Origin of the sequence: Nakamurella lactea DSM 19367, from assembly GCF_000426645.1 — a bacterium.
Classification (GTDB): domain Bacteria; phylum Actinomycetota; class Actinomycetes; order Mycobacteriales; family Nakamurellaceae; genus Nakamurella; species Nakamurella lactea.
In genome coordinates, this window is sequence record NZ_AUFT01000005.1 from 218,326 (window position 1) to 231,279 (window position 12,954).

General features: G+C 69.9%; 11 protein-coding genes. All 11 read left to right on the forward strand.

The features are described 5' to 3' along the window. The first annotated feature begins 35 nt into the window (after nucleotides 1-35). The 11 genes from K340_RS0104265 to K340_RS0104315 all read left to right on the forward strand — a co-directional run bounded on the left by K340_RS0104265 (nucleotide 36) and on the right by K340_RS0104315 (nucleotide 12,927). Nucleotides 36-230 (forward strand): ubiquitin-like protein Pup, encoded by a 195-nt coding sequence (locus K340_RS0104265; protein WP_029135802.1) that lies wholly within the window; start codon nucleotides 36-38, stop codon nucleotides 228-230. A 4-nt stretch (nucleotides 231-234) separates the two neighbouring features. Further along, entirely contained in the window at nucleotides 235-1,065 is an 831-nt protein-coding gene (gene prcB, locus K340_RS0104270; protein ID WP_029135803.1) for a proteasome subunit beta, read from the forward strand. 57 nt (nucleotides 1,066-1,122) lie between these two features. After that, complete coding sequence (gene prcA / locus K340_RS27395; protein ID WP_084614031.1) at nucleotides 1,123-1,980, forward strand: proteasome subunit alpha; 858 nt, start codon at nucleotides 1,123-1,125, stop codon at nucleotides 1,978-1,980. Then, the gene (locus K340_RS0104280) at nucleotides 1,977-3,386 is read left to right on the forward strand and encodes a hemolysin family protein (protein WP_029135804.1); all 1,410 of its coding nucleotides are present in this window, start codon (nucleotides 1,977-1,979) and stop codon (nucleotides 3,384-3,386) included. Before prcA ends, K340_RS0104280 begins: the two co-directional genes overlap by 4 nt. Further along, entirely contained in the window at nucleotides 3,383-4,540 is a 1,158-nt protein-coding gene (locus K340_RS27400) for a hemolysin family protein (RefSeq protein ID WP_037362651.1), read from the forward strand. Before K340_RS0104280 ends, K340_RS27400 begins: the two co-directional genes overlap by 4 nt. Nucleotides 4,541-4,549: 9 nt before the next feature. Next, nucleotides 4,550-5,908, forward strand: a complete 1,359-nt coding sequence (pafA, locus tag K340_RS0104290; protein ID WP_029135805.1) for a Pup--protein ligase — start codon at nucleotides 4,550-4,552, stop codon at nucleotides 5,906-5,908. Between the two features lie 45 nt (nucleotides 5,909-5,953). After that, nucleotides 5,954-7,006, forward strand: a complete 1,053-nt coding sequence (locus K340_RS0104295) for a helix-turn-helix transcriptional regulator (RefSeq protein ID WP_037362653.1) — start codon at nucleotides 5,954-5,956, stop codon at nucleotides 7,004-7,006. After that, nucleotides 7,003-8,013: a helix-turn-helix transcriptional regulator gene (locus K340_RS27405; RefSeq protein WP_051265039.1), complete on the forward strand. Its 1,011-nt coding sequence runs from the start codon at nucleotides 7,003-7,005 to the stop codon at nucleotides 8,011-8,013. The genes K340_RS0104295 and K340_RS27405 overlap by 4 nt, the downstream gene beginning before the upstream one ends. A gap of 113 nt (nucleotides 8,014-8,126) precedes the next feature. Beyond that, nucleotides 8,127-9,146: a twin-arginine translocase subunit TatC gene (gene tatC / locus K340_RS27410; protein WP_245599437.1), complete on the forward strand. Its 1,020-nt coding sequence runs from the start codon at nucleotides 8,127-8,129 to the stop codon at nucleotides 9,144-9,146. Nucleotides 9,147-9,180: 34 nt separating this feature from the next. Next, complete coding sequence (locus K340_RS0104310; protein ID WP_245599438.1) at nucleotides 9,181-12,018, forward strand: DEAD/DEAH box helicase; 2,838 nt, start codon at nucleotides 9,181-9,183, stop codon at nucleotides 12,016-12,018. A 198-nt stretch (nucleotides 12,019-12,216) separates the two neighbouring features. Next, complete coding sequence (locus K340_RS0104315; protein ID WP_029135808.1) at nucleotides 12,217-12,927, forward strand: DUF4333 domain-containing protein; 711 nt, start codon at nucleotides 12,217-12,219, stop codon at nucleotides 12,925-12,927. Nucleotides 12,928-12,954: the final 27 nt, after the last annotated feature.

Consider the following 12,954-nt stretch of genomic DNA (forward strand, 5'->3'; position numbering starts at 1 on the left):
GACTCGGGATCCGCCCGGGATGACGAGGAGACGAGATGGCACAGGAGCAGACCACCCGGCAGGGCGGCGGCGGGGGAGACGACGAGACGCCGGGTGGCGACGCGGCCGGTCAGGAACGACGCGAGAAGCTGGCGACGGAGACCGACGACATCCTCGACGAGATCGACGACGTGCTGGAGACCAACGCGGAAGACTTCGTCCGGGCGTACGTGCAGAAGGGCGGGCAGTAATCCGATGAGTTCGGACTGGCCGGCGCAGGCCATCCCGGCCGCGTATCTGACCCCGGGCACCGGCTCGTTCTCCGAATTCCTTGCCCGCGCCGAACCTCAATTGCTGCCCGGGCACGGCCGCGACCTCGGTCCGCTGCCGGAGCTCAGGCACGGCACCACGGTGGTGGCACTGACCTGCGCAGACGGTGTGGTGTTGGCCGGCGATCGACGTGCCACCATGGGCAACGTGATCGCCCAGCGTGACATTGAGAAGGTCTTCGTCACCGATTCGCACTCGGCGATCGGCATCGCCGGCACCGCCGGGATGGCTATCGAGATGGTCCGGTTGTTCCGGCTCGAACTCGAGCACTACGAGAAGATCGAGGGCGCCAAGCTCTCCCTGGACGGCAAGGCCAACCGGCTCGCGTCGATGATCAGGGGGAACCTCGGCGCCGCCCTGCAGGGGCTGGCGGTGCTGCCGCTGTTCGTCGGCTACGACCTGTCGATCTCGGACCCGACGCGGACCGGCCGGATCTACTCCTACGACGTGACCGGCGGCCGGTACGAGGAGCACGACTACTACGGCGTCGGCTCCGGGTCGACCTTCGCCAGATCGGCGTTGAAGAAGCGTTTCGTCCGCGGCAGCGACCCCGCTTCCGCCGTTCGGTTCGCCGTCGAGGCGCTGTACGACGCCGCCGACGAGGATTCGGCGACCGGCGGACCCGACCTGACCCGGCGGATCTTCCCGGTAGTGGTGACCATCGGCCGCGACGGCGCCGTCCGGTGGACCGATGAGGCGGTCGGCGAAGTCTCCGAACAGGTCGTCGCCGGCCGGATGACGAATCCGGGCGGTTGATCGGCGAATGAACCCGATATCCCTGTCGACGCAAGCTGATCGAGGAGCACACCGAACGTGACGATGCCGATCTATGCATCGCCTGAACAGTTCATGCGGGACCGGTCCGACTACGCCCGCAAGGGCATCGCGCGCGGCCGGAGTGTGGTCGCGGTGATCTTCTCCGGTGGCGTGCTGTTCGTCGCCGAGAACCCGTCGCCGACCCTGCACAAGGTCTCGGAGATCTACGACCGGATCGGTTTCGCGGCCACCGGGCGGTACAACGAGTACGAGAACCTGCGGACGGCCGGCATCCGGTTGGCCGACGTCCGCGGCTATTCCTACGACCGGGGCGACGTCACCGGGCGGTGGCTGGCGAACGCCTACGCGCAGACGCTCGGCTCGGTGTTCTCCGAGCACTCCAAGCCGTTGGAGGTCGAACTCTGCGTCGCCGAGGTGGGACCGCCGGACGGACCCACCGACGGGACGGCCGACCAGCTCTACCGGATCAGCTACGACGGATCGATGTTCGACGAGCCACGATTCGTCGTGATGGGCGGCGTCACAGAGCCGGTGGCCGCGGCGCTGGAGGCGACCTTCGCCGACGGCTGGGACCTGCCGACCGCGATGCGTTCCTGCGCGGCAGCGCTGGGCTCGGCCGCCGACGGGACGAAGCGGGTGCTGTCCCCGGCGCAGCTGGAGGTCGCCGTGCTGGACCGGCGCCTGCTCGGCCGGACCTTCCGGCGGCTGGACGATGTCGCGGTCGCGGGGATCCTCGCCACCGACACACCCGACGCCGCGGACGAGGCGACAACCGACGGTGGACATCCCGCCGAATCCACCGAATCGACCGGACCCGCCGAGCCGACCGAACCCGCCGAACCGGAATTCCCCGACGGCGACGGGGCAGGTGACCCCGCGGGGGGCCAGGAATGATCACCGAGTGGGTCCTGCTGGGGGTCGGACTCGTGCTGATCGCTTTCACCGCGCTCTACGTGGCCGCCGAGTTCAGTTTCGTCACCGTCGACCGGGCAACGGTCAACAGACAGGCCGCCGAGGGGGACGGGCGGGCCAGATCGCTGTCGCTGGCGCTGAAGTCGCTGTCCACCCAACTGTCCGGCGCCCAGGTCGGGATCACCGTCACCACCTTGGCGCTGGGCTTCGTCATGCAGCCGTCGTTGGCGGCATTGTTGTCCGGCCCTTTGCAGAGCATCGGACTGAATCATGCGACCGCGGAGTCGATCGCCGTCGCCATCGCGCTGATCGTGGCCACCGCGCTGTCGATGGTGTTCGGCGAGCTGGTGCCGAAGAACATCGCGATCGCCGAGCCGATGGACACCGCAAAGGCCATCGTCACCCCGATGCGGTTGTCCACCATGCTGTTCCGACCGCTGATCTGGGTGCTCAACGGCGTCGCTAATGGCGTCCTGCGGTTGTTCGGTGTCGAGCCGCAGGAGGAGCTGCGCTCCGCCCGAACCAGCGAGGAACTGGAGTCGCTGGTCCGACGGTCCGGCGCCCAGGGCACCCTGGAGCGACCGACCGCCGGGCTGTTGGCCAGGTCGATCTCCTTCTCCGACAAGACCGCCCAGGACGTGCTGACGCCGCGGCCGCGGGTGCGGTTCGTCAAGTCCACCGATTCGGCTGACGACATCATCGCCGCCGGGATCCAGACCGGTCACTCACGCTTCCCGGTGTCCGGCGAGGACAGCGACGACGTGGTGGGGCTGGTGCATCTCAAACGTGCGGTGGCCGTTCCGCCGGACGAGCGCGGCGGAGTACATGCCGCCCAGTTGATGGTGGACGTGCCGGTGGTACCGGAGACGATTCCGCTGGACGATCTGCTCGACCAGCTCCGGGCGCGCGGCCTGCAGATGGCGGTGGTGGTCGACGAGTACGGCGGCACCGCGGGGATTCTCACCCTTGAGGACGTGGTCGAGGAGCTGGTCGGCGAGATCACCGACGAGCACGACCCGGTGGCCGGGCGCGGCGAACGTCTGGCCGACGGTACCTGGCTGCTGACCGGCAACCTACGACCGGACGAGATCGAGGAGATCACCGGTATCGCCCTGCCGGAGTCCGGCGCCTACGAGACCGTGGCCGGCCTACTGGTCAGCCGGCTCGGCCGGTTGGCCGCCGTCGGCGATCACGTCGAGGTGGACGCGTACGCCGCCGCCGACGCGGTGCTCGGCGCGCTGAGCGACGGCCTGCGGTTGGAGGCCGACACCGAGGACGATCTGCCCAGGGCGGTCACCGTCCGGTTGACCGCTCGCGAGGTGGACCGCCGCCGGGTCGACGTGGTGCAGCTGTCCAGCATCGATCCCGGACGGGGGCACCAGTCGTGACCGGGCAGATCCTGCTGATCGGGCTGGTGATTCTGCTGTTGTTCGTCAGCGCGTTCTTCGTGGCGGCCGAGTTCGCGCTGGTATCGGCCCGGCGCACCGTCGTCGAGCCGTTGGCCGTGCACAGCGCCAGGGCCAGGGTGACGCTGCGCGCGATGGAGGACGTGTCGCTGATGATGGCGACCGCCCAGCTGGGCATCACCCTGTGCGGGGTGCTGCTCGGTGCGCTCGGCGAACCCGCGGTGGCCACCGTCCTCGAGCCGCTGTTCCACCGGCTCGGTGTTCCCGAGTCGGCGTTGCATCCGGTGTCGTTGGTGATCGCGCTGCTGTTGGTGGTGTCCGCGCACGTCGCGCTCGGCGAGATGGTGCCGAAGAACCTGGCGCTGACCGATCCTGAGCGCACCGCGATGCTGCTGGCGCCGCCGCTGCGCGCCATCGCCGTCGGCCTCGGCCCGCTTGTGCGCGGCCTCAACACCTTCGCCAACCTGGTGGTCAGGGCCACCGGACGGCAGCCGAAGGACGAGGTGAGCTCGACGTTCACCAGGGAGGAGGTGGCCGGCCTGGTCGCCGAGTCCCGCGCCGAGGGCCTGCTGGACGCCGAGGAACACCAGCTGATCACCTCGGCGCTGCACTTCGAATCTGGCACCCTGAACTCGGTGTTGCTGCCGGACGACGAGGTGGTGGCGCTCGACGAGGGGACCACCGCGGCCGAGGTGGAAAAGATGTGTGCCCGCACCGGATTCTCCCGGTTCCCGATCCGCGACGCGCAGGGCCGGTACATCGGATACGTGCACATCAGGGACGTGATGGCGGTACCGCCGGAGCACCGCGACGATCCGCTGCCCGCCGAGACGATCAGGGTGCTGCCGGCATTCGCCGAGGGCACCGAGCTGCGGGCCGTACTGGACCGGATGCGCCGGGCCGGCGCCCACCTGGCCCAGGTCGCCGCCGATCCCACCGGCGGCCAGGCACAGCGGTTGGCCGGGCGGGTGGTGGCGATCCCGATGCCGGACCGCCGGCGCGGCCTGGTGATGCTCGAGGACGTCATCGAGGAACTGGTCGGCGACATCGGCGACGCCACCAGGCGCCGTCCGGAGCCAAGACAGCAGCCGGCGCCGCCGGACGGTCCCGCCCGGCCGCCGGGCGCGCTGGAATAGGCTGGGCCGATGCGCCGACGGATCATGGGACTGGAAACCGAGTTCGGCATCACCTGCACGTTCCACGGCCAACGCCGGCTCTCACCGGACGAGGTGGCCCGGTACCTGTTCCGGCGGGTGGTTGCCTGGGGTCGGTCGTCGAACGTGTTCCTGCGCAACGGGTCCCGGCTCTACCTGGATGTCGGTTCGCATCCGGAGTACGCGACCGCCGAGTGCGACGACCTGCCCACACTGATCGCCCACGACAAGGCCGGGGAGCGAATCCTGCAGGACCTGGTGGTGGACGCCGAGGGCCGGCTCGCCGAGGAGGGGATCGGCGGCGATATCTACCTGTTCAAGAACAACACCGACTCCGCCGGCAACTCCTACGGCTGCCACGAGAACTTCCTGATCTCCCGGTCCGGTGAATTCTCCCGGATCGCCGACGGCTTGATCCCGTTCCTGGTGACCAGGCAACTGATCGCCGGAGCGGGCAAGGTACTGCAATCGCCCCGCGGGGCCGGCTACTGCCTGTCGCAGCGGGCCGACCACATCTGGGAGGGCGTGTCCTCGGCGACGACCCGGTCGCGTCCGATCATCAATACCCGCGACGAGCCGCACGCCGACGCCGAGCGCTACCGCCGGCTGCACGTGATCGTCGGCGATTCGAACATGTGCGAGACCACCACCCTGGTCAAGGTCGGCAGTGCCGCGCTGGTGCTGGAGATGATCGAGGCGGGCGTCCCGCTGAAGGACTTCACGTTCGAGAACCCGATCAGGGCGATCAGGGAGATCTCGCACGACATCACCGGCCGCCGGCCGGTCCGGCTGGCCGCCGGTGGCGAGGTGTCGGCGCTGGACGCGCAGATCGACTACTTCACCAGGGCCAGGGACTTCGTCGCCGAGCGGGGGAGCGATCCGGTCACCGACCGGGTGCTGGATCTGTGGGGACGCACCCTGAATGCGGTCGAGTCCGACGACCTGTCCAGCATCGACACGGAGATCGACTGGGCCATCAAGAAGCGGCTGATCGACGCCTACGCCACCCGCAACGGGCTGGACCTCGACCACCCGCGGATCGCGCAGTTGGACCTCACCTACCACGACGTGCGGCCCGGCCGCGGCGTCTTCAGCCTGCTGCAGGCGAAGGGCCGGGCGGCCAGGGTGGTCACCGACGACGACATCGTGGCCGCCGAGAGCATCCCGCCGCAGACCACCAGGGCAAAACTGCGCGGCGAGTTCGTCACCGCCGCCCAGCAGGCCGGCCGGGACTACACCGTCGACTGGGTACACCTGAAACTCAACGACCAGGCGCAGCGGACGGTGTTGCTGAAGGATCCGTTCAAGGCGACCGACGAACGGGTGGCGCGGCTCATCGAGACCATGTGAGGCCGGTGCACCGGGCTGGAGCTCCGCGCACCATAGAGTGGTCCGGTGGCACAATTACCCACCGCGGCAAAGGCCGAGCGGCTGCTCAACCTGGTGATCGCCCTGGTGAACACCCGGCAGTTCCGGTCGGCCGGCTGGATCCGGCGCAACGTAGCCGGCTACGCGGATGCCCCGAACCACGAGGCGTTCTCCCGGATGTTCGAACGCGACAAGACCGAGCTGCGCGAGCTGAACGTGCCGCTGGAGACCGACGGCGACGACGGCTATCGCATTCCGCCGCATGAGTTCTCGCTGCCGGAACTCACCTTCACCCCGGAGGAGACGGCGGCCGTCGGCCTGGCCGCGCGACTGTGGGCGACCACCTCGCTGGCCTCGGCCGGCGAGCAGGCCCTGCGCAAACTCCGCGACGCCACCGATCCCGACGCCACCGATCCTGACGCCACCGGTCCGGACGCCACCGATCGGAACGCGAACGGATCTGCCGACGGCCCAGGACTGTCGGCCCGCGGACTGCTGCTGCAGCCGCGGGTGCGCACCGCCGATCCGGCGTTCGGCCCGCTGCGGGCGGCCGCCCTGGCCCGGCGCCAGGTGCGATTCGGCTACCGCAAGTCGGCCACCGACGAGCCGGAATCCCGCAAGGTGCAGCCCTGGGGCCTGGTGTCCTTCCGTGGCCGCTGGTACGTCATCGGGTACGACCTGGATCGTCAGCAGCAGCGGACCTTCCGGCTGTCTCGGATCGTCGGCGACGTCACCGCATCAGGCCGGGCCGGCGCGTACCTGCCGCCGGCCGAGCTGGACCTGATGGAGGAGGTCCGGCGCAGCGCCGAGCAGCCCGTGGAGCGCAGCGCGCAGGTGCGGGTCCGGCCCGGCCGGGCGGTCGGGCTGCGGCGCGGAGCAGCACTGATCAGTGCGGCCACCGGCGACACCGGCGCCGAGGGTTTCGACGTGTTGCGGATCCCGATCGCCGGGCTGTGGGCGACGGCCAGGGAGATCGCTGCCTGCGGAGCTGACGTCCAGGTGCTGGAGCCGGCCGACCTGCGGGACGCGGTCATCCGGCTGCTGCAGGGGTCGCTGGCCCTGGCCGGGGATCGAAGGTGAACGAGACCGCCGCCCAGCGGCTGTCGCGGGTGATGTCGATGGTGCCGTACATCGCGCGCCGGCCGGGCGTCTCGATGACCGAGATCGCCGCCGAGTACGGCGTCGAGGTCGAGCAGGTGACCGCCGACCTCAACCTGCTGATGGTCTGCGGCCTGCCCGGCTACTACCCGGACGACCTGATCGACGTGGTGCTGGACGAGGACGGCGGCACCGTGTCGATGGGGTTCCAGGCCGGGTTGGAGCGCCCGGTCAAACTCACCGGTGACGAAGCGGTCGCTTTGACCGCCGCGTTGCGGGCGCTGGCCGACCTGCCCGGCCTGCTCGACGCCGGTGCCGTGCAGTCGGCGCTGACGAAACTGGAGCGGGCCGGCGGCGGCGCGGCTGCCGCAGCGGTCCGGGTCGCCGCGGGCGAGGACGCACCGGCGCTGGCCACCGTGCGGACTGCGGTGGAATCGGGCCGCCGGCTCTGGATGCGCTACTACACGGCGTCCAGGGACGCCGTCAGCGAGCGCGAGGTCGACCCGTTCCGGCTGCTGCTGACGGAGGGGCACACCTATCTGGAGGCCTACTGCCACACCGCAGGCGCTGTCCGGAACTTCCGGGTCGACCGGATCGACGAGGCGAGGGTGCTGGACGAACCGGCGCAGAGCACGCTCTGGCTCGAGACCACCGTCCCGGACCGGATGTTCCACCCCGGCCTGGACAGCTCCCCGGTCACCGTGCGGTTGGCCAGCGGCGCCCAGTGGATCGCCGAGTACTACCTGGTCACCAGCAGCGAACCGGTGCTGGCGAACGGCGAGCCGACCGGCGACATCGAGGTGAGCATCCCGGCCACCAGCGACGAATGGCTGATCCGGCTGGTGCTGTCACTGGGCGGCGCCGCGGTCATCGTCGACCGGCCCGATCTGGCCGCCGAGGTCGGCCGACGCGCGGCGGCGGCGCTGGCCGGCTACCGGTCCGAGGACGACCGAATTCCGGACGAGGAGACCACAGCGCCGGGTCTCTGACGGCGGATCAGTAGGATCGGCGTCATCCGGGGCGTGCGCGGCGGCCGGGTCGGCCGCATTGCGGGCCCGAGCGGTACCGGACCCGGTCCGGCTGAAGACGAGGGAGACCGGCGTTGGCGTTACTGCGCCGCACCAAGAGGGAGCGGTCGACCGACGGCACGATGAGCCTGATGGAGCATCTGTACGAGCTCCGTAGGCGGTTGTTCTTCGCCATCCTCGGCCTGCTCGGCGGGGTGATCGTCGGTTTCGTCTGGTACTACAACGGCATTCCGGCGCTCGGCATCCGTTCCCTCGGCGACCTGCTGCTGCAGCCGTACTGCGACGTCCCCAGCCCGCCCCGGCAGGAGCTCGGCGATGGCTGCCGACTGCTGGCGACCAGTCCGTTCTCGCCGCTGCAGATTGCGTTGAAGTGTGCGCTGATGGCCGGCGCCGTTGTCTCGTCCCCGGTCTGGCTGTACCAGCTGTGGTCGTTCGTCACCCCGGCGCTGTACGCCAAGGAGCGCCGCTACACCGTGGTTTTCGTCGCCTCGGCGGCGGCGCTGATGGTGCTCGGTGCGACCCTGGCCTACCTGATCATCCCGAAGGGCCTGAAGGTGCTGCTCGGGTTCGGCGGCGACGTCACCGCCTCGGCGCTGAACCCGGAAAGCTACTTCGGCTTCCTGATCAGCGTGCTGCTGATCTTCGGCGTCTCGTTCCTGTTGCCGTTGCTGTTGATCATGCTGAACTTCATCGGCATCCTGACCGGCGCCCGGTTGGCGAAGGCCCGTCGGTACTCGATGTTCGGCCTGGTGGTGTTCGCCGGTCTCACCGTCCCCGGCAACGACCCGATCACCATGCTGGGGCTGGCCGTGTCGCTGTGCCTGCTGTACGAGATCGCCGTTCAGGTCTCGAAGATCCACGACAAGCGCAAGGGCAGGCGGTTGGCGGCCGAGGGCTTCGGAGACTTGGACGACGACCAGGCGTCCCCGACCCCGGTGGCGGCCGCCGCCATCGGCGCCGGTGACGATTCGATCGCCAGCTCGGCGATTCCGGCGCCCACGCCGACCCCGGCGCCGGTCCGGGAACTGGCGTCCGATCCGCCGGTGACCGACGCCGATCCGACCCGCCCGCGATTCGACCCGGACGCCACCTGAGCAACGCCGGCGGCCGATGTGCGACGCTGGGTGGGTGGGTACCGGCAGGCGGGACGAGATCACCTATCCCGACGAGAGCCTGAGCCCCGCGGAGCGGTTCGCCCGATCGCGGGACCTGGCCCGGCATCCGCTGCTGGCGGAGTTCGCCGCGGCCCGGCCGTTCGTCCTGGACGAATTCCAGATCGACGGCTGCCGGGCGCTCGAGGACGGCAGAGGCGTACTGATCTGCGCGCCGACCGGCGCGGGCAAGACCGTGGTGGGTGAGTTCGCGGTGTTCCGCGCCCTGGCCACCGGCGGCAAGTGCTTCTACACCACGCCGATCAAGGCGCTGTCGAACCAGAAGTACGCCGACCTGGTGGCCGAGCACGGTGCGGCGAAGGTAGGTCTGCTGACCGGCGATGTCGCCATCAATTCGCACGCACCGGTGGTGGTGATGACCACCGAGGTGCTGCGCAACATGCTCTACGCCGGGTCGGCGGATCTGGCCGGCCTGACCGCCGTGGTGATGGACGAGATCCACTACCTCGCCGACAAGTTCCGCGGCGCGGTCTGGGAAGAGGTGATCCTGCACCTGCCGGAGCAGGTGCAGGTGGCCGGACTGTCTGCGACGGTGTCCAACGCCGAGGAGTTCGGCGCCTGGCTGCAGCAGGTACGCGGCGACACCACCGTGGTGGTCGACGAGGTGCGGCCGGTGCCGCTGTGGCAGCACATGATGGTCGGCCGCCGGCTGTACGACCTCTTCCGGCAGTCCCTCACCCCCGATACCGCGGCCGGTGCCCGGGTGCAGATCGACCCGGCGCTGGCCAGAGCGGTCGCCGATGCCGAGCCGCGCTGGGCCCACGCCACCCCGGTCCGCGGCCGGGGTCGGTCGGGATCCCGGCAGGGCGGCGGCCCGGCCCGACGCCCGTCGAACCGGGTCGACGTGATCGAACGGCTGGACGGCGCCGGTTTGCTGCCGGCCATCACCTTCATCTTCTCCAGGGCGGGCTGCGAGGCCGCGGTCGCACAGTGCGTGCGGTCGGGACTGCGGTTGGTGTCCGACGCCGAACGGGTCCGGATCCGCGAGGTGGTTGACGCCAGGGCCGACGAACTGCCCGAGGCCGACCTCGGGGTGCTCGGCTTCTGGGAGTGGCGGGAGGCGCTGGAACGGGGAATCGCCGCCCACCATGCGGGGATGCTGCCGGCTTTCAAGGAGACGGTCGAGAAGCTGTTCGTCGCCGGACTGGTGAAAGCGGTGTTCGCGACCGAAACGCTCGCCCTCGGGATCAACATGCCGGCCCGCACCGTGGTGCTGGAGAAGCTGGTGAAGTACAACGGCGAGAGCCACGTCGACCTGACGCCGGGGGAGTACACCCAGCTCACCGGTCGGGCCGGTCGACGCGGCATCGACGTCGAAGGGCACGCCGTGGTGATCTGGTCGCCCGGTCTGGACCCGCGACAGGTCGGCGGACTGGCGTCCAAGCGCACCTATCCGCTCAGATCATCGTTCGGCCCGTCGTACAACATGGCCGTCAACCTGATCGAGCGGCTCGGCAGGGCTGCGGCGAAAGACCTGCTGCAGCAATCGTTCGCCCAGTTCCAGGCCGATGCCGGGGTGGTCGGCCTGGCCCGCCAGGTCCGTCGTGGCGAGGAGTCGATCGCTGAGCACAACGCCCGGATCCGTTGCCACCTCGGCGATGTGGAGGAGTACTTCGACCTGCTCAGCCGGTTGACCGGGGCCGAGAAGGACGCCGCCAGGGACGGTGCCGCCCGGCGCAAACGGGCGACGGCGCTGGATCTCGCCCAGCTCAAACGCGGTGACGTCATCGAAGTCCCCGCCGGCCGCCGGGCGGGGCTGGCGGTGGTGCTCGATCCGGGCGTGGAGATCGACGGGGTGAGCCGGCCGCTGGTGGTGACCGCCGATCGATGGTCAGGGCGGTTGAGCCAGGCCGACTTCCGTGGACCGGTGCCGGCGCTGGGCCGGATCAGACTGGCCAAGCAGGTGAATCACCGCTCGCCGCAGGTGCGGCGCGACATCGCCTCCTCGATCGCGGCCGTCAGGGTGAGCCGGCCGGATGGCCGCGGCGGGCGGGACGGCAGCCAGTCCGCGACCGGCACCGGTCACGACCGCGGTGCCGACGGCAGTGCGCGGACGGTGCTCAGCGAGGCCGATCTCACCGCGTTGCGCAAGGCCATCAGGGCGCACCCGGTGCACGGCTGTGCCGATCGGGAGAGCCACCTGCAATGGATCCGCCGGCGCAACCGGCTGGCCGCCGAGACCGCGAACCTGCGTCGGCGGGTCGACGGTGCCAGGGACTCGCTCGGCGACCAGCTCGACCGGATCCTGCTGGTGCTGGCCGATCGGGGCTACCTGCACGAGGACGAGCTCACCGACAGCGGCCGGATGCTCTCCCGGATCTGGTCGGAGAGCGACCTGTTGGCCACCGAGTGCCTGAACTCCGGGGTCTGGGACGAGCTGTCCGCTCCCGACCTGGCGGCCGCGGTGTCCGCGTTGGTCTACGAGGCGCGGCGGGAGGTGATGGCGCGGCCGGTGCCGGGGCCGGCCGGCGCGGCGATCTCGGCCACCGTCCGGCTGTGGGCGGAGCTGGCCACCCAGGAAAGGGCCCACGAGCTGCGGGTCACCAGGGAGCCCGACGCCGGATTCGCCGGTGCGATCGGGGTGTGGGCCAGGGGCGGCACGCTGGCCGAGGCGCTGGAGATCGCGTCGGTGTCGGGGGTCGAGATGCCGGCCGGCGACTTCGTCCGCTGGAGCCGGCAGGTGATCGATCTGCTCGACCAGATCCACGGCGCGGTGGCCGGCCCGGTCGGGCAGCGGGCGAGGGAGGCTGTCGGACTGATCCGCCGCGGTGTCGTTTCCCTCGGCGCCAGATAGCGGGTCGCCCGAAACGTCGCGTCACGAATTCGGTGGAACCATTCTCCAGCGGTGGTGGCGCACCGTATCGTTCCCAGCGACGCACGATCCGGCCCGGGTCGGACCGGTCGTTCGGGCGTCATGGTTGGATCATGGGCAACAGGCACGACGAACGAGAACACAGCCGTCGGCTCCGGCCCGGCACTCAGGGAGGCACTGATGAGCACGCCTTACGGTCAGAGCGGGGACCAGAACCCCCAGCAGTGGTCCGGGTACACGGGACCGGGTTCCGGGTCGACCCCGTCGCCGTATGGCCAGCAGGGCCAACCGGGCCAGGGCGACGCCTGGGGTAACCAGGGCGGCTACGGCCAGCAGCAGTACGGGCAGCAGCCCGATTACGGTCAGCAACCCGGCTACGGTCAGCAACCCGGATACGGCCAGCAGCCCGGCTATCAGCAGCAGCCGGGATACGGCCAGCAGCCCGGCTACCAGCAGCAGCCGGCCTACGGCCAGCAGGGCCAGTACGACTACGGGCAACAGCAGTACGGTCAGCAGCAGTACGGGCAGCAGGGCTACAGCCAGTACGGCCAGCAGCCCGCACCGAAGTCGGGGGGCAACAAGGGGCTGATCATCGGCGGTTCGGCGCTGGTCGCCGTGCTGGTGATCGCTGCGATCCTGCTGTTCCTGTGGCCCGGCTGGCTGAACAAGAAGGTGTTCGACCAGACCGCCGTGCAGAACGACGTGGTGGCGCTGATCAAGAACAGTTACAACATGAACGCCACCGAGGCGAGCTGCCCGAAGGCCGGCGACACCCAGGTGAAGGCCGGCAACACCTTCGACTGCACGGTGAAGATCGACGGCGAAGACAAGACGGTCACCATCACGGTGAAGGACGACAGCGGCAAGTACGAGGTCAGCGTTCCCAACTGACCCGAACCAGATTCACCGCGGCCCCGA